Origin of the sequence: Gordonia aichiensis NBRC 108223, from assembly GCF_000332975.1 — a bacterium.
In the GTDB taxonomy this organism is placed as follows: Bacteria; Actinomycetota; Actinomycetes; order Mycobacteriales; family Mycobacteriaceae; genus Gordonia; species Gordonia aichiensis.
In genome coordinates this window covers 292,323-318,060 of sequence record NZ_BANR01000005.1, presented here as the reverse complement: position 1 = coordinate 318,060, position 25,738 = coordinate 292,323, and the positions used below count along the sequence as shown (strand labels likewise).

The window sequence follows — 25,738 nt, the reverse complement described above, 5'->3', positions numbered from 1 at the left end:
GGCGAGCATCGGAGCTCGTTCTCTGGTAAGCATAGGCTTACCAAATCGATAACGTCGGGCGACCCCGCTGTCTAGATAAGGCTAGGGTAAGCTAAATACCCATGGTTGATTGCCGTCGTCGATTGGTCGAAGTCGCCGCAACACAGACCCCCGTGGAGGGTTGCTGATGCGCGCCACGTCGGCGCAACTGGGATTGTGGTTCGCGCACAAACTCGCGCCCAACCCGGATGTGTTCACCATCGGTCAGCTCGTCGACTTCGACCGTGCACCGGATCGACGCCGCCTGATCAGCGCGGTTCGCGCCGCTCTCGACGAGGCCGATGGCCTGCGGTCGATCTTCACCGAACACGACGGCGACGTCGAGGTGACTCTCGGCGAGCCGATCGGTGTCGTCGAACGAGAACTCGGCGACGCCGCCGATGCGATCGATGCGTATGCCCGTGTGGCGGTGGAACGCGAAATCGATCCCGCCCTCGACCCGTGCGCGGCCGTCGAGATCCTCACCTCCGGCGACCGCACGGCCCTACTCGTCGTCGCACACCACATCGTGCTCGACGCGTACGGACTCGGACTACTCATTCGACGCATCGGTCGCCTATACGCCGATCCAGCAGATACCCGCCGCCTCGGAAGTATCGTCACGCTTCCCGCCGAGTCCGATGCCGATGCCAGTGCAGGATTCTGGGAATGCGAACTCGACGGCGTCGCAGGCCCTCTCACACTGGGTGACGCCCCCCGCGGTCACCGCATTGCGGCGAGCACACACACGACGAGTGTCGTGGTGCCGGACGCAGGCCATGCTGCGATGGCCCCCGATCGTCTTGTTGCTGCCGTCGCGGCATACTGCGCACGCGTCACAGGCACCGGCGACGTGGTGATCGGATTTCCGATGATGAACCGATTCGGTTCTCCCAGTGCCAATGTCGCGTGCACAACGGTGAATGTGGTCCCGTTACGCGTCGCGGTCGGCCCGGCAGCCACAGCGGAGGAACTCGCAGCTGATGCAGCGGCGAGAATTCGTCGGATCGCGCCCCACGCGCGGTACCGCGGCGAGCACATCCTGCGGGATGCCCGACGCCGAGGCGTCGACGGAGTGGTGGGGCCGACGGTGAACGTGAAACCCTTCGGCTCCACGGTCGCGTTCGACTCGCTGATCGCCAGAATCCGCTCTCTGCGGCGTGGTCCGGTCGTCGACCTGGCGATCACGGCCCTCGACCGCGGATCGCCGACGTCGGACGGTTCCGATCTCGAACTCACGCTCGACGCCGACGCAGCCATCTACAGCCGGACACGCGTGGCCCGAATTGCTCACTCGCTCGCCGAGTTCGTCGATGAGTTCCTCCGCGAGCCCACCCGTCGGGTCGGCGCCATGCACGTCGAGCAATCCGCGCCGGCGATATCCGAATCGACGGGACACCACTCGCCCGGTGACAGCGAGCAACCCACGGGCAGAACAGCATCGATAGATCCGACACCCCTCGACGTCCGTATCGCCGCCGCTGCGCCCGATGCCGTCGCCGTCTGCCACCGCGGCGAGGCGGTCGACTTCGGCGAACTCACGTCTCGGGTCGACGACCTCGTCGCGCATCTCGGCCCCCTTGACGCCGAGTCGGTCGTGGCCGTGGCACTCCCCCGTGGCATCGACCTCATCGTCTCGTTGATCGCCGTCATGCGCACCGGTGCAGCGTTCCTCCCTCTGGATCCCGGGTTTCCCGCCGACCGCCTGGACGCCAGCATCGCCGACGCCGCACCCGTCGCCATTCTCGAACCCGCCGACGCCGAACCGGGCGGCATACGCGTGCGACGTCTGTCCGACGGCAGGCGAGGAACCTCGTCGGCCCGCCCGACCCCTGTGGGCGCTGACAGTGCCGCGTACCTGATCTACACCTCGGGTTCGACCGGAACGCCGAAAGGCGTGGTCATTCCCCACCGCGCCCTGTGGAACTTCGCCGACCACATGGTCGACGAACTCGGACTACGTCCCGGCCGATCGCTCCTCTCGGTCACCACGATCTCCTTCGACATCGCACTATTGGAGACACTGGTGCCGCTCTCGGCCGGCGCGTGCGTGATCATCGCCGACAACGACGACGTACACGATCCGGCGCGGCTGGCCGAACTCATCTCCCAGCACGGTCCCGACCTCGTCCAGGCGACCCCGTCGCTGTGGTCGGCCTTCCTCGGCGCCGGGCACGCAGACGCGCTCGCCGAGGTCGATGTGCTGGTCGGGGGCGAGCAACTGCCCGTCGACCTCGCACATGATCTGGCGGCCGCCGCGCGGTCGGTCCGCAATATGTACGGGCCGACCGAGACGACGATCTGGTCGACGTCGGCCGAGATCAGACGGGGCGGCATCGACATCACGATAGGCAGTCCGATTTCGAATACCGTTGTCCGCGTGCTCGATTCGACGCTGCATCCGGTACCAGTGGGACGCGTGGGCGAGCTGTACATCGGTGGTGCCGGACTTGCTCGCGGATACCGGGGCCTTCCAGGCCTCACCGCGACCAGATTCGTGGCCGACCCCTTCGCCGCCGGCGCCCCCATGTATCGGACCGGGGATCTGGCGCGTCGCCGACCCGATGGCCGTCTGGACTGCCTGGGCCGAACCGACCACCAGGTCAAGGTCCGCGGCTTCCGGGTCGAACTCGGCGACATCGAGACGGCTCTCTCCTCGCTCCCCGAGGTGTCCGGCGCGGTGGCGGCCTCGGTGGGCGGGAGACTCGTCGGCTACGTGACAGCCCGGCCCGACACGGACTCGAAGGCACTCGAACAGTCGTGGCGGAGCAGGGTCGCCGACATCCTGCCCGACTACATGGTGCCGTCAGCGCTCGTCGTGCTCGACGCGTTCCCGCAGACACCCAACGGCAAAGTCGATCGGCGGGCGTTGCCCGCACCGGATTACGCGGCCCGAGCCGCGCGGTCCCGCTCCCCGAGAGGGCCGCGCGAAACCGCACTCGCGGATGTCTTCGCAGCCGTACTCGGACTGCCCGCCGTCGGCGCGGAGGACAACTTCTTCACGCTCGGCGGAGACAGCATCGTCGCAGTTCGTGCGGTCAGCGCAGCGGCGTCGGTTGGCTGGGACCTCACGCCGCTGGAGATCTTCGACCACCCCACTGTCGAAGCTCTCGCGGCGGTTGCGCGCCCCCGCGGCGCCGCACGACCTGCGGACCCGGCGCCCGCGGCAGACGCCGACTCCGGGACGACCGCTGGCATCGATGACGACGAACTGACCGAACTCATGGAGGGGGACCTGCTGTGACCGCGGCACGCGTCGACACACCACAGAGCGGCAACGCGAAATCGCTGGAGGACGTCCTGCCCCTGACCGGGCTCCAGGAAGCAATCATCTACCGGTCGACCGCACCCCGTGCGTCGGACGATGTGGACCCGTACCTGATACTCGCCGACCTCGACCTCACCACAGTTCTCGGCGCCGACGTCGACGTTGACCGCCTGCGAGCCGCGATCGTCACCGTCGCCGCGCGGCACGCCGCTCTGCGAACGTCGTACACACGCCGCCGGACCGGCGAACCGGTGGCGCGTGTGCACGTCGGGGTCGACGTCGAGTTGCCGGTCATCGACGTCGCGACGCTCGACGGCGGGCTCGACACACTGCGTGCAGAGGCCCGCTCGGCCGGAATCCCGCTGACCTCTCCACCGCCACTGCGGTTCACACTCCTCACCGAGAACGATTGCCCCCGTTGGCTCTTCGTTGTGGCTCATCATGTCGCACTCGACGGATGGTCGCTGCACCTGATGCTCGGAGAGATCGTCCGCGCGTACCGGGGCGACGCTCTCGCCGCGGTACGGCCGATCAGCGACCACGCGCGCTGGCTCTCGTCGCGGGGCCGTGACGTCGGCCCGTGGGTGAACGCACTCGCCGGTGTCGAGGAACCGACGATCGTCGACGTCGTCGAGCCGACCACGCCGAGTGCGCCCGTGCGTACGGAGCTCGACATCGAACTGTCGTCGGCGCTCCGCGCGCTGGCCACAGAGTCGTCGGCGACGTTGAACACCGTCATCCAGTTGGCGTGGGCGCTCGTGCTCGCCGATCGCAACGACTGCGACGACGTGGTCTTCGCGACAGTCGTTTCAGGGCGTGATCCGTCGGTGCCGGGTGTCGACGAGATGGTCGGCATGCTCATCAACACGGTTCCGGTTCGTGTGCGAATGGAGCCGACAGAGACGGTCGGAGATACCCTCACCCGCCTGCAGCGCGAACAGCTTGCCCTGCTCGACAGCCACCATGTACCGCTGTCCGACATCGTGTCGGCGGTCGACCTCGGCGGTCCGATCACCTCCCTCGTCGTGTTCGAGAGCTTCCCGCGAGGAGAGGTCCGCCCCCACATCGAGGACGACAACGACTTCGCCGCAACACTTGTCGTCGACGATGATCCGCGGATCGGACTCGTACTCGAACGCCGTGGTGCCGATGCGCGTCTACTCGACGAGGTCATACGCTGGCTGGCGGTGCTGGCACGGTCACGTGACACCACACTCGGCCGGCTGAACACCGTCGCGACGACCGGATCGGTCAAGAACTCTCACGAGGAACACCCGCTTCCGTATGTACCGGTCGCCGAGCAGATCTGCGCCACCGCGCAGCGTCGCGCGCGGCGCACGGCCCTGGTGTGTGGGGATCGTCGCGTGGGATACCGCGAACTCGATGCTCTGGCCGGGCAGACCGCGCGGGCGCTCGCCGCGCGTGGCATCCGAGCCGAATCCATTGTGGCGGTGGCGTTGCCACGAGGAATCGACATGGTCGTCGCCATCCTCGCGATCGCGCGACTCGGCGCGGTGATCGCGCCGATCGATCCGACCTATCCGGAGCGTCGAGTCCGATTCATGCTCGACGACGCCGCTCCCGACCTCGTGCTCGACGACGAGACCTTCACCGAGATCTGTCGTGGCGGCGACCACGAGCCCGGGACAGATGGTGTTGCACCCGATCCGTACACGCCGCATCCCGCTTCCGCCGCGTACCTGATCTACACCTCTGGATCGACCGGCACGCCCAAGGGCGTCGTCGGCACCGCTGCCGCGCTCGCCAATCGTGTCGCGTGGGCCGCTCAGTGCTGGGACGGCTCGGTTGTGCTGGCCAAGAGTGCCATCGCGTTCATCGATGGTCTCACCGAGATCCTGGGCGCTCTGGCGGCGGGGGCAACGGTTGTCGTCGCCGACGACGAGTCCGCCCGCGATGCAGCGGCCCTCGTCGACCTCGCCGACCGCCACTGCGTCGACCAGATCACCGCGGTCCCGTCGTTGGCGAGAACCATCGTCGATGTCCGGACCGAGGAGAAAGCAGGCGAGCCCGGCGGGTCGTCGATTCGACGCTGGATCGTGTCCGGCGAACCGCTCCCCACAGGCACCGCGGCACTCCTCGCCCGCGCTGCCGACGAGGTGATCAACTCTTACGGCTCCTCGGAGGTGGCGGGCGACGTCACCACTGCGACCATCGGTGCCCCGACGGGTGACAACTCGCTCGAGGAGGTCACCGTGGGCACCGCGGTGCCCGGTTGCGGTGTCGTCGTTCTCGATCGGCACCTGAATCCGGTGCCGATGGGACGACCCGGCGAGGTCTACGTCACCGGAGTGCAACTCGCTCGTGGCTATCACGGCCATCCCGACTGGACCGCAACACGATTCGTGCCCAGCACCACCGGGTCCGGCGAGCGCATGTATCGCACCGGCGACCGTGGTCTGGTCACCGCGGACGGGCAGCTACGCCTTCTCGGGCGCACCGACTCACAGGTCAAGATCCGCGGCGCACGTGTCGAGCTGGGAGAAGTGGAGCAGGCTGTACTCGAACTCGCCGGCGTCGAGGACGCGGTGGCGACCGCCGGACGCGCCGCCGACGGAAGTGCACGCCTCGACGTCTACGTCAGCGGGGCACATGCTCCCGAAGCCGTCCCCCCGGCGCTCCTCGACGCGGTTCCCCCCGCGATGGTCCCGGCCACCTGGACGCGCCTCGACAGCCTGCCCCGGACGCCGGGAGGCAAGACAGACCGCAGAGCGCTACCGACCCCGTCGGCACCACGTACGGCGTCGCTGCGCGAGCCGAGTACCGACCTCGAACGACTCGTCGTCGACACCGTGACCGAGGTTCTCGGTCTCGACACGGCGGACGCGCGGCAACCGGGGCTCGACGACAACTTCTTCGACCTCGGCGGCCACTCGCTGTCGGCGACACGAGTTCTGACCAGATTGCGCGTGGCCACCGGACGCGTCGTCGGCGTCGCCGACGTCTTCGCTCATCCGGTGCTCGCCGACCTCGCATCGCTGTTCGCCGACGACGCCGAGACGGTGGGCGCGGCCCCGAGTGGCCCTGCCGTCCGGGCACCACGGCCCGAACGAATCCCGCTCTCGCCCGCACAGCGGAGACTGGCCTTCCAGAGCGGGATCGGCGATGCCGCATACACGATTCCGTTCGCGGTGCGCCTCGACGGACCGCTCGACCGCGCGCGACTTCAGCGCGCACTCGATGGTGTCGTCGGACGTCACGAAGCACTGCGCACTCGCATCGTCGACGACGCGCAGGTCATCGACCCGGCCGTCGACTCGAGAATCCTGATCGCCGATCACGAGGTCGAGCGCTCACGCCTCGACGAGACGATCGACGATCTGATCGGCAGACCGTTCGAATTGTCCACCGACCTGCCGATGCGTGCCGATCTGCTAAAAACCTCCGAGGATTCAGCGCTGCTGCTGCTCACCGTTCACCACATCGCCGCTGACGAGTGGTCGGCCACCACACTGTTCGACGAACTCGCAGCAGGCTACAACGGCGAGCCGGTCGCGGCCCCTGACATCGCCTATGCCGATCACACCCTCGCGGAGATCGACCGCCTCGGCAACGTCGCGGAGCCCGGGTCGCTGGTGTCACGGCAACTCGACTACTGGCGCGGGCAGCTCGCCGACGCACCCGCCGAACTCGACCTCCCCTACGACCGGCCACGACCGTCACAACCCGACCCGTCGGGCGGTCAGGTCGAGATCGTTGTCGACAGCGAGGTCCTGGCAGGTCTCCGCTCTGCGGTCCGTGCCCTCGATGCGACGCTGTTCATGGCAGCACACGCCGCCGTGGCGGTCGCACTCAACGCGTCCGGTGCGGGCAACGACATCGTGGTGGGAACCCCTGTGGCAGGCCGTTCGTCGGCGGCTGCAGAGTCGCTGATCGGCATGTTCGTCAACACCCTGACGCTGCGCACGGATCTCTCCGGCGATCCGACACTCGCCGAGGTGCTGCAGCGCATACGCACGACCGATGTCGACGCACTGGCCGCACAGGACGTGCCATTCGACGAGGTCGTCACCGCTCTCGCGCCCGAACGCGCTCTGAGCCGTCACCCGCTGTTCCAGACGATGGTGCAATACCGCGATCCGATCATCGCACCCGGGTTCGACGGTCTGCGTGCGCAACCGGTCTTCCCACGATCCCGGACGGCGAAGTTCGACCTGACCTTCGAGTTCGTGGAACTCTCCGACTCCGCCGGGATTCGGCTGCGCGTCGAGTATGCGACAGCACTCTTCGACGAGGCGACCGTCACCGAACTCGCCGCACGTGTGCGCACCGTTCTGCATGCGCTCGTCGACACCCCCACCGCTCGGGTGGCTCGGTTGCGCGCCGACCGACCGGCGCATCTTCCCGCGATTCCCCTACCCGAGTACCGCAGCGGCGAGGCGCTGCAACGGCGCACCCTCGTCGACGTCTTCGCCGGGACAGCAGACAGATTCGCCGATCGTCGCGCCGTATCCGCCGGATCACAGACACTCACCTATCGCGAGTTGGACACCAGAAGCACGTCGATCGCGGCACGTCTGCGTCGAGACGGTGTCCGACGCGGACACTCCGTGGCGTTGATCATCGACCGCTCAACCGATCTCGTCGCTGCGATCATCGGTGTCCTACGCTGCGGAGCGTCGTATGTGCCCATCGATCCCGCATATCCGCACGAGCGGATCACCACGACACTCGCCGAGGCGCGTCCCACCGTTGTCGTCGACGCCGACTACCTGTGGAACATCGACGATTCAGGTTCGTACACACCATCGTTCGTCGACGAGGACGTATCCGACGCCGATCCCGCATACGTGATCTTCACCTCGGGTTCCACCGGGATGCCCAAGGGCGTCACCGTCAGCCACGGCAATGTGGTCGCGCTACTCGACGCCACGGCCGATCTGTTCGACGTCGACGAGAACGATGTGTGGACGCTCTTCCACTCCTACGCATTCGATTTCTCGGTGTGGGAACTGTGGGGCCCGCTGTCGACAGGAGCCCACATCGTCATACCCGACCGCCTCACGACCCGGTCACCGGTCGACCTCGCATCTCTCGTTCGCGAGCAGGGCGTGACGGTGCTCAACCAGACACCCTCCGCCTTCTTCGCTCTCGACGCCGTAGATTCCGACGCCACAGATTCGGACTCCATAGATTCTGACCCCGCCTCGACGGAGCACTTTCTCGAGTCGCTGCGCTACGTGATCTTCGGCGGCGAGGCACTCGATCTGCCACGTCTGCGCGAGTTCGCCCGTCGCCACCCGCTCACGACGCTGGTCAACATGTACGGAATCACCGAGATCACCGTCCACGCCACCTATCTCGCGATCGACGAGCACCACGTGGACGCAGCGACGGGTCATGATGTCGGTGCCCTGCTGCCCGGATTCACCGGTCTTCTCCTCGACGGCTATCTGCGGCCCGTGCCGACCGGCGCAACAGGCGAGTTGTACCTCGGCGGCCCCCAGGTCACCGCCGGATATCTGCAGCGTCCCGCGGTGCAGGCAACCCGTTTTGTCGCCAGTCCGGCAGGTGACGGGCGTGTGCTGTACCGCACCGGAGATCTCTTCCGGTGCACGAGACAGGGAACACTGATCTATCTCGGTCGCGCCGACACTCAGGTCAAGATCCGTGGCTTCCGTATCGAGTTGGGCGAGGTTCGCGCAGCACTCGCAGGCCTGCCCGGTGTGCGGGATGTCGCCGTCCTGACGCGTCCCGGGCCAAGCGGTGCCGACCGGATCCTCGCCTACGCCGTCGGAGAGAACCTGACGAGTGAGGGACTGCACGCCGCACTCAGCGATGAGCTCCCCGAACACGAGGTTCCCGCGGCAGTGATGGTCGTCGACTCGATTCCGTTGACCGTCAACGGAAAGACGGACACCGCTGCGCTTCCCGAGCCCGAGGTCGGCAGCGCAACCGGTCGTGCACCGCTCACCGGTCTCGAGTCGGCGCTCGCCGAAGTGTTCGCCGATACCCTCGGGCTCCCCGCTGCGCCGAGCGTCGACGACGACTTCTTCGCCCTCGGCGGGGACAGCATCGTCTCGACCACGCTGGTCAATCGCGCACGACGCCGCGGTATTCGCTTCTCGCCGCGCGATGTCTTCACCCACCGCACCGTTGCCGGACTCGCCACGGCCGCGACGTGGATCGATGAGGCGATCACGATGACCGGACCGGCCGGCGCGTCGAGCACCGATGCAGCGGGATCGACCCAGCCGACGCCCATCCCGCTGCTGCCGATCGTCCACCGACTACGCGAGATCGGCGGCACCATCGACCGGTTCAACCAGTCACTCGTCGTCGACACACCTCCGGAGCTCGACACCGCCGGTCTGCGCGCGATTCTCGGCGCAATGCTCGATTCCCATGAGGCACTGCGCAGTTCGTTGCAGGTGGTCGCGGGTGTGTTGTGGGACATGCACAGCACACCGCCGGGATCAGTCGACGTCGACGACGTTCTGCGCGTTGTGACCGTCGAGTCCTCCGTGCTGACCGACCCGACGGCAATCGCTGCGACAGTGGCGACCGAATCCGCCGCGGCAGCGGGCAGATTGCGGCCCACCGCGGGCCTCATGGTCGCCGCAACCTGGCTGACGCCGGATCCCTCCGGCGCACCGGTGGCCGGTCGACTCGTCCTGGTCATCCACCACCTCGCCGTCGACGGCGTCTCCCGTCGCATCCTGCTCGAAGACCTGCGGACCCTGTGGGATTCTCTCGTCGAGGGCCGAGAACTCTCCCCGATTCCCGCTGTGACCCCGCTGCACACCTTCGCCGCAGCCCTCACCGAGCGCGCCGCTGATCCGGCCCTGCTCGACGAGGCGACCCACTGGGCCCACGTGCTGGCGCCGGGCGGCGACCTGGTGCCCGGGCGGCTCCCCACGCCGGGAACCATCGCGCAGCAGCACCGACACGTCGTCACGGTGTCCGACGACACCTCGGCGGCACTCGTCTCCGACCTGCCGACCCGACACGGCGTCGGGATCACCTCGATACTGCTCGGCGCCCTACGGGTCGCTGCAACACGGGTTCTCGGCACCGGGGATCTGATCATCGACACCGAACGGCACGGGCGCGATGCCCACGAGTTCGGTGTCGACGCGGACCTCTCACACACCGTCGGTTGGTTCACCACCGTCGCACCGATCCGCTTGCCTGCGACCGACGACATCGGCAACGCAGTGTCGGACGCCGAGCACGCGTGGTCGGAAATGCCATCGGCGGGTGCCGGATTCGGCATGCTCCGCTACCTCAACCCGCAACTGTCGGCAGCGCTGGCGGGTATGTCGCGTCCATCGGTTCTCCTCAACTATCTCGGCCGGTTCACCGTCGGCGGAGGCGCCGCGTGGCAGCCGTCGGCGGAATCGACGGCGCTGCATGCAGATCCCGACCCAGAACTCGGCGTTGCGTACCCGCTCGAGATCGACATCGTCTGTCGTGACGAGTCGTCGGGTCCTGTGCTCGCCGCCACGTTCCGTTACCTCCCCGACCACCTCGATGACGCCTCCGTACGCGGACTCGGCGACGCGCTGTGCGCGGCGCTCGAGTCGCTCGCGGCACGCGCAGAATCCGGAGTCAACCAGTGACCTCGACCCGACCGCACCTCGATGTCGTCACGGCCGACGCCTGCGCGACGGGCGTGAGCACCGACATGCAGAGCGACATGCTGCCGGTTCTCGCGGGACAGCGCGACATCTATCTGTCGATGCAGGCCTCCGACGATCCCGCGCTCTACGTGACCGGACTCTACGTCGAGGTCGATGGGCGGATCGACGTCGACCGACTCCGAGGCAGCCTGCTCGCAGTACTTGACACCGCCGAAGCCCTCCGCGCGGTATTCGTCGAGCAGGACGGCGACGTGCGGCAGCGGATTCTGCCGACGACCGACTTCGGCGTCGCGCTCCGCGAGATGACCGTCGCCGAGGCGCACGAGTGGATGGCTGCGGAGTTGGCACGGCCGATGGATGTCGCGCATGACCCGCTGATCGAGATCTCGATCATCCGCACCGGGACCGGGACCGGGACCGACACCGGTCACCCGACGCCGACACTGGTGTTCTTCAAGGTTCACCATCTCGTCTGCGACGGCATGGGACTCGGCTTCTTCACCCAGGCGGTACAGGAGCACTACGACGCAGCCGACACCACGGCGCGCGCATCGGGAGCGTCGGGACGGGAGTGGCACCTGCGCGCGGTGCTCGGTGCCGAGCGCGAGTACCGCGAGGGCAGCGATTTCGCGACCGACGCCGACTATTGGCTCACGCGGATGGGCGACCGGCCCCAACCGGTTCGCCTACTCGACGACGGCGTCGCCCCGGGCCGGGGAGTCGTCGCGTCCCGCTTCGACATCCCGGTCGATGTCCTCGATCCGTTGCGGGTTGCGGCCCGCGATGCCGGTGTCCGACCTACGGTCCTGCTCATCGCCGCGGTGGCCGCCTTCGCCCATGTCCGCACCGGACGCACCGACCTCGTCCTCGCACTGCCCGTGACCGGACGTCTCGACCGCAGTGTGCGCACCACGCCGTCGATGGTCACCAGCGTGCTCCCGCTGCGTGTCGAGACCGATCCCCGCGACAACCTCGCCGATGTCGCCGCACGTACCGAGCGCGCGGTGTTAGCACTTGTGGCCCATAGTCGTTTTCGCGGCGAGGATCTCGGCCGTGCACTGGCAGCGCGAGCACGCGATGACGCGCCGGCGAGCCCGACAGATGGCCCGTATCGGATGTTCGGTCTCGGCGTGAACGTCATGGCGAACACCTCGCGGCAGACCCTCGGCGGGTATCCGCTGTTCGTCCACGCGCTCGCCTCGGGCCCGGTCTCCGACGTGGAGATTCAGATCCAGGTGAGACGCCGCGACCGACCAGCGGAGGTCGTGGTCCGATCCGTTGTCGAGGCGACCGAAGAGGCGCGACGGGTCGGCGACGACTTCGCGGGTTTCCTGCGCGAGCTCGCCCGCGCCCCTCGGGCACGACTGCGTACCTTCACCGCAAACGGAAGACTCGACGCATCCGCACTTGTACCGGAACGGAGCACGACCGACGCAGGAGGGGCCATACCGCTCACCCCTGCCGTTGCACGGCTGCGTGAAGACCGGATCGACCCGGACGTGTTGCCGCCGCGCGTCGTTCGTGCCGCTGCAGCACCATCGGTCACCGCGGACACTCTCCGCGAGATCGCCGCAGCCCTCCTCGCGGCGCACCCCGCCCTGCGGACCACGGTGAGCCGACCAGCACCGATCCTGTGGACGTTGACCACCCAACCCCCGCAGGAGGCCGAGCTCGCCGTGTCGACGGCCGATGTCGTCCCCGACGAGCCGTCAACGCACGGACTGACCCTCGTACCGCCCACCGGCGAGGTGGTCGGTGTCTTCGACGCTGCGCTCGTCGACCCGGTCTCTGCGCAGATCCTGCGTTCCGACCTCCAGACCGCGCTCGACGACGCCGCCGCGGGCAGACATATCGAGATCGACACTCCAGACGCCGAACTCCGCGCGGTGGCAACGGGATTGGCGCGCCGTTCCGCCGATGTGAGCGCGCTACCCCACTACCTGGAGGTCCTGACGCCCGGCGCAACACTGCCGCGTATCGGCGGCGAGGACACCCAGCCGGGCGGCGTCGCCGAGTCGACATCGGAGGGCGGGGGAAGCGACGTCACACGGCCGCGCGCCGAGCGACCGACGATCACGGCGCGGATCCACGTCGACGACGCGAACGTCGAGCGACCCGGTCGTGACACCCTCGTCACGGCCCTGACCGCAGCGGTCGTCGACGTCTTCGGTTTGCGCGCGCCTCGTGAACTCGCGATCGATGTCGTCGTCGACCTGCGAGAGGTCGACGGCGCCCGCACGGTCGGGCCACTGCAGGCGCTCGAGCCGGTGCGCCTGGACCTGTCGAATCCGTCCGCTCCCAACGGGTTCCACGACAACGGTCCGGGCTTCGACGTGCTTCGCTTCCTCTCACCGCAGGTCGGCGTGGCGTTGGCGAGCGCCGCAGCCGCGGGACAGATCGTCGAACCCGACGTGCTCGTCGGCCATTACGGGCTGCCGACCGCACACCCGGTCTCGATCAGACTGTCGCCCGGTGACCCCCGCGACGCAACCGGATGGGAGGTGATCGTCGACGTCGATCCCAAGGTGATCGAACGCGCCGACGCACTCGCTCAGGCGATCGCCGAGCGTGTGGTGGCCGGTGCGGACCGACGACTCGTGACCCTCGACGACGTCGCACTCGAGCGACTCAGCCACGAGCACGGAACCCTCGACGACGTCTGGCCGCTGACACCGCTGCAGGAGGGGTTGTTCTTCCAGTCGCAGGTCGACGCCTCCGACGACATCTACAGCGCGCAGTTCTGGCTCGATCTCGGCCACCGTGTCGACGTCACGGCCCTGCGGCGGGCGGCGCAGTCGCTGATCGACGAGAACCCCGAGTTGCGGGCGGCGTTCGTCGACATCGACGGCACGCCCGTGCAGATCATCCGCGCGGAGGTCGACCCGGTGGTCGAGGAGGTCGATCTCGTCGAACTCTCCGACGACGTGGTCGATGTCGAACTCGACGCCGCGCTCGCTGCCGACCGCGCACGGCAGATCCCGATCGACACCGCACCACTGTGGCGTATCACGGTGATCCACCTGCCGGGCGGACACGATCGCATCGTCGTCAACCGCCGCTTTCTGCTCTGGGACGGCTGGTCGGGTGGGCTCGTCGTGTCGCGATTGCTCGCCCACCTCGAAGGCACCCCGGCCACGACACCCGAGGCCTCACTGCGCGACTATCTCGCGTGGATCGCCGAGACCTCCGACGCCGACACACTCGACGCGTGGCGTGCGCACCTCGACGGCTACGTCGAACCGGCGCTGGTCGCGCCCCGAGCCGCGGGTGGGACCCCTCGTGCGCCGCGGCGAATCGAGGTCGATCTCGGTGCGCCGGCGTCTGAGACACTTCGCGCGGACGCGCGGGCCGCAGGGGTCACCCTCAACACCGTGCTCTCAGGCGCACTGTCGCTCACGCTGTCGCGTGTACTCGGCGTGGCCGACGTCGCCTTCGGTTCGACTGTCGCGGGACGACCGACCGAGGTGCCCGGCCTCGACACCGTGATCGGACTCTTCCTCAACACCGTGCCGGTGCGTACGGTGTTGCATCCGCAGGAATCGGTCCGCGACTTCCTGCGACGCGGACAGGACGAACGCGTGGCGCTGATGGCCTACGACCACATCGGACTGGCTCGGCTGCAACGCGAAACCGGCCACCCTGTGCTGTTCGATGTCCTGTACGTGCTGCAGAACTTCCGCACCGAGGAGGAGGAACGCGAGCAGTCGTCGCTGCACGACGTCATCGGCGAGGGCAGCCTCGACCACACCCACTACCCTCTCGCGCTCGTAGTCACACCCGGTGCGTCGATTCGCTTCCGACTCGAGTACCGCGACGACCTGATCGACCATCGTGACGCCGAGGGCTTCGTTACGCGATTCCGGCGAACCCTGGAACTCCTCGGACGCGATCTCGACGCCTCGCTCGCCTCGCTCGACCTCTCACTGGACACCGACCTCCCGCTTATCGGCCCGCAGCACCGGCTGCCCGACACCACGGTGTCGGGCCTGCTCGCCGAGCGTGCCACGACGATCCCCGACGCGGACGCACTCGTCTGTGGTGACACCCGCATGACCTATGCACAACTCGACGCCGAGGTCGACCGTGTCGCGCACGTACTCGCAGAGCACAGAGTCGGAGCAGAAACGGTTGTCGCGCTCGCCATTCCACGCTCCATCGAGACTGTCGTCGCGCTGTTCGCAATTCTCAGGGCCGGTGGCGCGTACCTGCCGCTCGAACTCGACCATCCCGATGCCAGGCTGCACAGCATCATCGCCGATGCGTCTCCGCTGCTGGTCCTGACGCACAGTTCGGTGGCAGATCGATTCGATGCGGTCGACGTCCCCATGCTGACAGTCGACGATCTCCCCGCGCCGGCGACACCGGCCTGGGTGGCGCCGCGCGTCGACCCCGATCATCCCGCGTACGTCATTTACACGTCGGGTTCCACGGGCAAACCCAAGGGTGTGATCACGCCCTACCGCGGGCTGACCAACATGCAGCTCAACCACCGGGAGAAAGTCTTCGAGCCCGCGATCACACTTGCCCGCGAGGCCGGTGTCGACGGCAGGTTGCGCATCGCCCATACCGTGTCATTCGCGTTCGACATGTCATGGGAAGAGCTGCTGTGGCTCATCGAGGGCCACGAGGTCCACATCGCCGACGAGCAGCTCCGTGCCGATTCGACCGCCCTCGTCGACTACTGCGCGACGCACCGCATCGATGTCATCAACGTGACACCCACCTACGCCGCACAGTTGTTCGCTGACGGTCTCCTCGACGGCGACCACGTCCCCGCGCTCGTCCTGCTCGGCGGTGAGGCGGTGCCCGAACCGGTGTGGACCGCATTGCGCGATCATCCGCACATCCTCGGGTACAACCTGTACGGCCCCACCGAGTACACGATCAACACCCTCGGAGCGGGTACCGACGAGACGCCGACGTCGTCGGTCGGCACCCCGATCTGGAACACCACCGCACATCTACTCGACCCGTGGCTGCGGCCGGTACCCGCCGGTGTGCCCGGTGAGCTGTACATCAGCGGAGCCGGCCTGGCACGCGGATACCTTCGACGACCCGACCTGACCGCACAGCGGTTCGTCGCGGATCCGTTCTCCACCGGCGGCCGCCTGTACCGCACCGGTGACGCGATGAGGATCCGGCCGGACGGCAACCTCGACTTCCTCGGACGCACCGACGACCAGGTCAAGGTCCGTGGACACCGGGTCGAACTCGCCGAGATCGATGCCGCGTTGACGGCACTGCCGCAGATCTCGTCGTCGGCCGTGGTGGCCACCGCCGACCCGGCAGCACCCGACGTCAAACGTCTTGTCGCCTACGTGATTCCCGCTGACGTCGACACCGAGCGGGGCCGTCCCGGCGTGGATTTTGCGCAGGTTCGCCGCGAGCTGGGCGCCACCCTGCCCGACTACATGGTTCCCACCCTGTTCGCGACGGTCGACGCCTTTCCGATGACCGTCAACGGCAAGCTCGATGTGAAGGCACTGCCCGCTCCCGAGGTGGGTGGAACACACCGGGAACCCCGCACCGAGCTCGAGAGGCGGCTCTGCGAGATCTTCGCCGACGTACTCGGTCTTCCGAACACCGACGAGCGTTGTGCGGTGGGCATCGACGACGACTTCTTCGCGTTGGGCGGGCACTCGATGGCGGCGATGCGCCTGGTCTCCGCACTGCGCGCCGAGCTCGGTGCAGAACTGGCCATCCGTGACCTCTTCGAGGCCAGGACCCCTGCCGACATCGCGCTACGCGCAGACCTGACCGGTTCGACAAGCGATATCACGATCGGTGTCCGCCCGAACCGAATCCCGCTCTCTCCCGCACAGGAAAGACTGTGGGTGCTCTATGAGATGGATCCCGCCGATATCTCCTACCACTACGGTCACGTCGTCCGACTGCACGAGCCCATCGATACCGACGCACTGTCGGCGGCACTGCGTGACGTGCTCCTCCGACACGAGGCCCTGCGCACCGTATTCGACACCACCGACGACGGCGAGGTCTACCAGCGTGTTCTCGAGCCGGACGAGATCCCGGATGTGGTCGAGATACGTGCCACGGACGCCGATCCCACCGCGCTGACGAGAGACTTCCTGACCCGCCCCTTCGATCTGCGCACCAATCCACCGATCCGCGTGCAGGTGGCCGGACTCGACAGCCCGGACGCAGCGTCGACCGTTGCGGTGGTCAGCATCGCGATGCACCACATCGCCACCGACGAATGGTCGGATCGCCCTCTGCTCGCCGACCTCACCGCTGCATACGCCGCGCGTCGCACGGGCACCTCACCCGACTTCGCGCCGCTACCCGTCCAGTACCCCGATTACGCGCTCTGGCAACGTGATCGGGTCAGCGACAGGGCGCCCGAGCAGCTCGAATTCTGGCGCGACACGCTCGCCGGTATTCCCGACGAGGCGGCGCTCCCCCGCGACCGCCCGCGTCGACCCGGATCGCCCGGCCCCGCGGCCACCGAGTCGACGGTCGTCGACGCGCAGACCCGCTCGGCGCTCGCAGACATCGCCGCCGGGCGCGGCGCCAGCATGTTCATGGTCGCCCAGGCAGCTGTGGCCACGTTGCTGTATCGGGTAGGCGCGGGTCCCGACATCGCACTCGGGTCGCCGGTATCCGGCCGAAACGATCCCGCTCTCGACGACCTCATCGGCTTCTTCGTCGACACCCAGGTGTTACGCACCGACATCAGCGGGCATCCGACCTTCGACGAACTGATCGACCGAGTGCGTGCCGTCGATCTCGCTGCGTTCGACAACCAGGACATCCCTTTCCAGCAGATTGTCGAACACCTTGCACCGCAACGAGTTCCCGGGCGCAATCCGCTCTTCCAGGCCAGCGTCGGCTATCTGCCGTTCGGGTCGATGCCGGACCGATTCCTCGGTATCCCGGCCACCTTCGAGCACCTGGCCTCCGTGTCGGCCAAGTTCGATCTCGCGTTCACCGTCGTCGACAACACCGACACCGGAGAACTGACGCTCGCGCTCGAGTATGCGACGTCGATGTTCGACGCGTCGACCGCACGCGATCTTTTGACGCGTCTGGCACGCATCCTTCGCGTTGTCAGCACGGCGCCCGACATCGTCGTCGACCGCATCGACCTTCTCGAGCCCGCCGAGGAATGCGCGATCCGCGAGGCCGAACGCGGTGGAGAGGCACTCGTCGGTCACCCCACATCGGGCGACACCACCGGGTCGTACAGCACCGGGTCGTACAGCACTGGTGCGGACACCACGACGGTGACCGACCTCATCGATCACACCACGCGACTGCACTCGTCACGAACCGCTCTGCGCGACACCGGCGGACGTCGGGTGTCGTACGCCGACCTCGCCGTGGCGACGCAACGACTGGCCGGCGGGCTCGTCGAGGCGGGTGTACGACGCGGCGACGTGGTCGCCGTCGTCGTCCCGCGAAGCATGGCGCAACTCGCCGCACTGCAGAGCGTGCTGCGCGCGGGGGCCGCCTATCTGCCGATCGACACCGATACCCCGGCCGACCGAGTCGCGACGATTCTCGACGACGCGCGTCCCGCCGCCGTCATCGTGGGCGGGGACAACCCCGCATGCAGTGACGCGGGCTATCCCACCTTGCACATCGACGACGCGATGTTCGGCTACGGCTCGGCCGGGGCCGCCGACGACACACTCGACGGTGCGGGGACGGCGCCCGGTGCCACCGCCTCGAACGGCTCCGTGGCGCGCGTGCATCCCGATGAGGCTGCCTACGTCATCTACACGTCGGGCTCGACCGGCAGGCCCAAGGGCGTCGCGGTCACCCATCGCAGCGTGGTCAACGTTCTTCGCTGGCGTGCTGAGACCATGCCGGGAGGCGGCATAGGCCCCGGCGACACCGTTCTCGCCAAGACGCCTGTCGGATTCGACGGGGCTGTCTGGGAACTGTTGCTGCCGTTCACTGTTGGCGCGAGCGCGCTCGTCGCCGAACCGGGCGCGCAGCGTGACCCCCAGAGACTGGCCGACATCATCGGTGCGCACGGCGTGAGCACCTCGGTGTTCGTTCCGTCGTTGCTCGAGCACTTCGTTCCCCGGCTGCAGGGGCTCGACTCGTTGCGGCACCTCATCGTCGGGGGCGAGGCGTTGCGCACGGATCTCGTCGACGAGGTCCTCGCCGCGGCACCGTCGGTCGCACTGATCAACGCCTACGGCCCGACGGAGACCACCGTCGTCGTCGCCGATCACACCGCTTGTGCGGTCGCCGCCACGCGCACCGCGCCGATCGGTCGACCGATCACAGGAACCGACCTCCTCGTCCTCGACACCTCACTGCGACGGGTGCCCGACGGCGCTGTCGGCGAACTCTACGTGCGCGGCACACCGTTGGCCCGTGGCTATCTCGGGCGGCCGGGCCGCACCGCGGCCGCGTTCGTCGCCGACCCGACGGGTGAGGTGCCGGGAGGCCGGGTCTATCGGACGGGAGATCTGGTCCGACGCAGAAACAAGGAACTCGAATACCTCGGTCGCACCGACAGCCAGGTGAAGGTGCGCGGCAGCCGCGTCGAACTCGGCGAGATCGAAGCAGCACTCCGCACGCTTCCGCAGGTCGCCGACGCCGTGGCGGCCGTTGACTCCGATCGGATCGTCGGCTGGATCGTGCCCGGGACCGAGGGTCCTCTCGACAACGCCGACGTGGTCGAGTCCGTGGCACGCGACCTCTCGGCGCTGCTGCCGGACTACATGATCCCATCACCGCTCGTCGCGTTGGAGTCGTTGCCGCTCAACCAGTCCGGCAAGCTCGACCGCCGGGCACTACCGGTCCCGACCGTCGACGGCACGGGCGGAACGACGCCGCGGACCGCGCTGGAATCCGATCTCGCCGAGATCTTCTCGACGGTGCTGGGTACCGCGGTCACTGACATCCACACGAGCTTCTTCGCGCTCGGCGGCCACTCTCTCGCCGCCATCAAGGTGGTCAACCTCATCCGCGGCTCGCTGGGTTACGACATCGGTGTCCGGGCGGTGTTCGACGAACCCACCATCGCCGGACTCGGCGCGTGGCTCGTTGCCCACGGCAATGCCGGTGCAGCGCAGTCGCGGTCGCGCACCACCACGCTGCGTCGCCGTGCCGAGATGGATCCGGTTCTGTCGTTCGGGCAGGCGCAGATGCTGACCCTGGCTGGGGTCTCCGGGCCCACCAACACCTACAACGTCCCACTGCTGTGGCGTCCGGACGGACCGTCGGGGACGACACCCGTCGAGCCGGATGTGCTGCGTGCCGCGATCGGCGACGTCGTCGCGCGACACGAGATCCTTCGCACGCGCTATCCCGACGATCGACCGGAAGTCGTTGCCGCACCGCGGGTCCCGCTGCGGGTCGTCTCCGAGATCGCACAGTTGCACGCAGACGCTGCGCACCCTTTCGATCTGGCCACGCAGATCCCGATTCGCGTCGCCACCACGAGAGAGTTCGCGGTGGTCACCATCCATCACATCGCCACGGACGAATGGTCGGCGGCACCGCTGCGTGCCGACCTCGACACCGCATACCGCGCACGCGCACGCGGGACCGCCCCCGACTGGGACGAACTCGGCCTGCAGTACTCCGACTTCGCCGCATGGCAACGGGATCTACTCGCCGACGAACGCGGTGCCCGGCAGATGGAGTTCTGGCGCCGAGCACTCGACGGTTCGCCCGAAGAACTGTCGCTGCCCTACGACCGCGCCCGACCGCCGCGACCGTCGGGCGAAGGGGATGGTGTTCTCGTCGGCCTCGGCACAGACACGGTGTCGGCGTTGAAGCAGCTTGCGGCGTCGACCGGGACGTCGATGTTCATGGTTGTCCAGACCGCGGTGGCCGTCCTGCTCTCGCGACTGGGTGCGGGCACCGACATCCCTCTCGGATCGCCGGTCACCATGCGCGACGACGACCGGCTCGATGATCTCGTCGGCTTCTTCCTCAACACGGTGGTGCTGCGCACCGATGTGTCAGGGGATCCGACGGTCGTCGATCTCCTCGCACGCGTCCGCGCCGCCGACCTGTCGGCCTTCGAGAACAAGGACGTGCCGTTCGAGCAGGTCGTCGAGACCGTCGCCCGATCACGTTCCACGGCGCTCAATCCCTTGTTCCAGACGATGGTCGTCTACGTCGAGGGCCGCCTGCCAGAGGTGATCGACGGCGACTTCGCCACGACGACACCGCTCCCCACCACCGCGAAATTCGACCTGTCGTTCGATTTCACCGAGGACAGCTCTGGTAGTGATCCCCGGATCGGCGGAGTGATCGAGTACAGCACCGATCTGTTCGATCGCGCCACCGTCGAGTCGATGGCTCAACGTCTCGTCGCGATCCTGGAGTTCATGGCGGCGCGACAGGATCGCCCCCTGCGCGATCTCGACATCCGGATTCCCGCAGAGCTGCGCGAGCTTCATCGTCCGCCTGCGCCTGCGACAACATTCCCCGACCTGTTCGATGCCGCCGTGGCCCGCGACAGGGATGCGCCGGCGTTGCGGGGTCCCGACGGCAGTCGGACGTTCGGCGAACTCGACGCGCGGGTGCGGACCATCGCCGCCCGACTCGCTGCCGAGGGAATCGGTCCCGAAGACGTGGTAGTCGTGTCGCTGCCGCGCGGTGTCATCGCGCTCGAAGCGATTTTCGGCGTGCTCGTCGCGGGCGCGGCCTATCTGCCGATCGAGCCGGACACCCCGCCGGAGCGGGTCGAAGCGATGACGACCGTCGCACGTCCGCGCCGCGTCATCGACAGCCTCGACGACCCCGTCCTTGCTCGTGGACCGAGTGGTGCTGGTGCGCAGCCGGATTCGACGCCGGAGATCGTACGGACGGCACCTCTGCGTCCCGATCATCCCGCCTATGTGATCTTCACGTCCGGGTCGACCGGCACCCCCAAGGGTGTGGTCGTACCGCATCGTGGACTTGCCAACCTGTTCGCAAGTCATCGACGAATGCTGCACGAACCCACACGTCGCCGCGCGGGACGCGAACGCCTGAGGGTGGGTCACGCGTGGTCGCTGGCCTTCGACGCCTCCTGGCAGCCGCAACTGTGGTTGCTCGACGGCCATGAGGTCAGCATCGTCGACGCCGCGACACAGCGCGACGCCCAAGCGCTCGCCGCACAGCTGCGTGCGCAACGGTGGGACTTCCTCGAGCTCACCCCGTCGTATCTTCGGCAGCTCGACGGCGCGGAGGAATCCCTGTCCGCCATAGGTTTCGGCGGCGAGGCGATCCCGGACGCACAGTGGCGCCGCTACCGCGAACTGACCGGTACCGACGCGTACAACCTCTACGGGCCCACCGAGGCAACAGTCGATGCCCTCGTCGCGCGAGCCTCCGACGCCGAAGATCCCGTGGTCGGCAGGCCGGTCGACGGTGCGCGCGCCTACGTTCTCGACAGGGCGCTCATGCCGGTTCCCGACGGCGTCGACGGTGAGTTGTACCTTGCCGGAGCAGGATTGGCGCGCGGCTACCTCGGACGGGGCGACCTCACCGCCGAACGTTTCGTCGCCGATCCCTTCGCCGCGGACGGGTCGCGCATGTACCGGACCGGCGACACGGTGCGCTGGACCCGCGACGGACAGCTCGACTTCCGCGGACGCGGCGACGACCAGGTGAAGATCCGCGGCTTCCGCGTCGAACTCGGCGATGTCGAGTCGGCGCTGGCGTCCATCTCGGGCGTGAGCGCGGCGCTCGTCGTCGCACGCGCAGGCAGACTCGTCGGCTACGTGGTCGCCGAGGGGCACTCCGCGGTCGAACCCGCCACGCTGCGGTCTGCCGTACGCACAGTGCTGCCCGACTACATGGTTCCCTCCGCCGTGGTCGTGCTCGACGAGCTACCCACGCTGCCCAACGGCAAGATCGATCGTCGCGGTTTACCCGAGCCGAGTTTCGAGCGGGATGTGCGCCCGCCCCAGACCGACGTGCAGCAGCGCGTCTGCCGTGCCGTCGCCGACGCCCTTGAGTTGCCGCTCGAGCAGGTGGGACTCGACGACGACTTCGCAGAGCTCGGCGGTGACAGCATCGTTGCCATGCAACTCGTCGCCCGCCTCCGCGCTGAGGGATTCACCCTCAGTCCGCGTGGCGTGATGGTCAACCGGAGCATCGTCGACCTTGCCGACTCCCTCGAACATGCCGATACCGCACCGACGCTCGCGCGCGTGACCGAAGGCATCGTGCCCGCCACCCCCGTTGTGCGCTGGCTCGAAGAGCTGACCGATTCGACTGTCGAACACATCGGCGGGTTCCACCAGTCGGCACTGCTCGTCGTCCCCCCGGGCCTTGACGTCGATGCGCTCACGCGCTCGCTGGGCATTCTCGTGTCCCGCCACCACATGCTGCGCGCACGACTCGATGCGAGCTCCTCACCGTGGCGGTTCGAGATCCCCGAAGCCGCACCCGAGTCCGTCGCGGGCCCCGACGTGCTTGTCGTGCACCATCAGGGTTCGCTGGGCGACGATCTCGAGGCCATCGCACGACGTGTGCGCGAGCGTCTGGATCCCGCCGCTGGACGTATGGTCGCAGCAGCGTGGGTCGATCGCGGAGCCCAGCCGGGCCGTCTGTTGGTGGCCATCCATCACCTCGTGGTCGACGGTGTGTCGTGGCGGGTGCTCGTGCCCGAACTCCTCGCCGCCTACACGCAACTGACCAGCGGGACCGCACCCGAGGACGTATCGCTCGCGCAGGTGTCGACGGACTTCGGGGCGTGGGCACGCGGACTGACGATGCTCGACCGCAGTGGTGAAGCAGACCTGTGGCGTCGTATCGGTGCGGATACCGATCCGCTTGCGCTGTTCTCGCGGCCGCTTGATCCCGGCCGCGACCGTCAAGCAACCGTCGCCCGGCATCGGGTGGAGGTTGATTCCGCTGTCGCACGAGAGGTCCTCGGCCCGGTCGGCGCGCGCCTGGGCGTCGGTGTCGACGACGTGTTGCTGGGTGCGTTCGGCGCCGCGATCGGTACTCCGACGCTCGTCGACTCGGAGGGCCACGGTCGCGTCGAGCATCTGCTTCCCGGCGCCGATCTCACCGGAACCGTCGGTTGGTTCACGGCGGTTCATCCGATTCGTGTCGGTGGTACCGGCGACGCTGGTACTCAGGCGAAAGACCTCGCCGCGCAGCGCGCCACGATCCCGGACGGCGGTGTGGGGTACGGTCTGCTCCGGTACGGTTCCGCAGGTGTCGGCGTGGATGTCACCGACCGGGCCGGGGTCGATTTGCCGAAGGCGGTCATCGAGTTCAATTACGTCGGCCGATACCGCGATTTCGCGTTCGAGGGATGGTCGATGGCGCCCGAGTCGGTCGACATCGGCCCCGACGACGAGATGCCTGCCGGGTACGGCCTCATCGTCGACGTCGCGACCGTCGACGGCCCCGACGGGCCGCGCCTGTCGGCGACCTGGAGCCATCAGCCCGGCATGATCGACACCGACACCGTTGCACGACTGGCCGATCGGTGGTTGTCCGCGCTCGCCGAGGTGGCGAACGCGGACATCCCGCGCCCGCACGGCGTACCGGGCGGCGACGAGACATGTGCCGGTGAGATCAATCCCGACGAGACGGAAGGTGGTCGATGAGCGGCAAGGTACGGGGTGTGCTGATCGACATCAGTCCCCTGCGGGAGAGCGTCGCGTTCCGCCGCATCTTCTGTGCCCGACTGATCTCGATCATCGGTATAGGACTCCTCATGGTGTCGGTACCGATCCAGATGTATGACCTCACCGGATCGTCTGCGCAGGTCGGCGCGGCCACCGCGGTCACCGGGATCACGACGTTCGTCGGCATGCTCGTCGGCGGCGTCCTCGCCGACCGTTTCGACCGCAAGAAACTCATTCTGCTCGGACGTTCCGGCGCAGCACTGAGCTTCGTCGGCCTTGCGCTCAACGCCTTCGGTGTGTTCGGCCCGACGTCGGTGGCAGCCCTCTACGTCCTCGCCGGTGTCGACGGCCTCATCGGTTCGCTGTCGACCTCGGCGTTGATGGCTGCCGTGCCGACCCTGATCCCCCGCGACAAACTCGTCGCCGTCGGCGCGCTCAGTTCGCTGACCGTCCGGGTCGGGACCGCGATCTCGCCGGCCATCGCGGGTTTCGTCATCGCGGCGGCGGGCGTCGAGTGGGCGTACACCCTCGCCGCGATCCTCGCGACGCTGACCGTCGTGATCCTGCTGGGTCTGCCGTCGATGCCACCTAACGCCGCGACGCTCGGTGCGCACTCGCAGTCGCCCGACGGCCCGGCTGACGTCAACGCCGCCGACGCAGCCCACCGAGACGCCCCGCAGTCGCTCGTGGGGTTCCTCACCTCGCAGCGCGTGGTGCTGGGCGTGATGATCGTCGGTGTGCTCGCGATGCTGGGAGCCGGACTCGTCGCGCTGCTTCCGGCGCTCGTGGCACAGCGGTTCGACGGCGATGCGAGAGCCACCGGCCTGCTCTACGCGGCGGTCGCCTGCGGCGCGATGCTGGGCGCTCTGACCAGTGGCTGGCTGGCAGGGGTACGGCGGCCCGGCGTTGTCTTGCTGAGCGCACTTGCAGGCGCTGCCGTGGTCCAGATCTTCTTCGGATTCGCGCCGGTGGCCTGGGTCGCGATCGTCGCCCTCTGCGTCGTGGGATACCTCGAGGCGACGCAGGAGGTGCTGCGGTATTCGCTCATCCAGCACCACACGCCCGGCCCGCTCCTCGGCAGGGTCAACGGCATCTGGATGGCGCAGGAGGTCGGCGGTGTCACCGTCGGCGCACTCGTCGCCGGTGTGTTCGGAACGATCTGGACCGCATCGGATGCGATCGTCTACTACGGGCTGGCGCTGCTCGTCCTGTCGATCATCGCGGCCGTCGTGCTCCGGACGCTCGTCGCCGTCCGTAACGACACCGCGGTGCAGAGCATCTCCTGA

At 67.9% G+C, this 25,738-nt stretch carries 4 protein-coding genes; all 4 read left to right on the top strand.

What is annotated here, in order from left to right; translation table 11 throughout:
* The first annotated feature begins 166 nt into the window (after positions 1-166).
* Genes GOACH_RS08630 through entS form a run of 4 tightly spaced genes read left to right on the top strand, consistent with a single transcriptional unit; the run spans position 167 to position 25,738 of the window.
* Entirely contained in the window at positions 167-3,262 is a 3,096-nt protein-coding gene (locus GOACH_RS08630; protein WP_005173507.1) for a non-ribosomal peptide synthetase, read from the top strand.
* On the top strand, positions 3,259-10,866 hold the full coding sequence (locus GOACH_RS08625; RefSeq protein ID WP_005173505.1) for a non-ribosomal peptide synthetase: 7,608 nt from the start codon (positions 3,259-3,261) through the stop codon (positions 10,864-10,866). Before GOACH_RS08630 ends, GOACH_RS08625 begins: the two co-directional genes overlap by 4 nt.
* On the top strand, positions 10,863-24,431 hold the full coding sequence (locus GOACH_RS08620) for a non-ribosomal peptide synthetase (RefSeq protein ID WP_005173503.1): 13,569 nt from the start codon (positions 10,863-10,865) through the stop codon (positions 24,429-24,431). The genes GOACH_RS08625 and GOACH_RS08620 overlap by 4 nt, the downstream gene beginning before the upstream one ends.
* Entirely contained in the window at positions 24,428-25,738 is a 1,311-nt protein-coding gene (gene entS, locus GOACH_RS08615; protein ID WP_005173500.1) for an enterobactin transporter EntS, read from the top strand. The genes GOACH_RS08620 and entS overlap by 4 nt, the downstream gene beginning before the upstream one ends.

What these genes read in the sequence shown, in the direction of transcription:
- GOACH_RS08630 (WP_005173507.1), top strand. Translation starts at nt 167, where the DNA reads ATGCGCGCCACGTCGGCGCAACTGGGATTGTGGTTCGCGCACAAACTC.
- entS (WP_005173500.1), top strand. Translation starts at nt 24,428, where the DNA reads ATGAGCGGCAAGGTACGGGGTGTGCTGATCGACATCAGTCCCCTGCGG.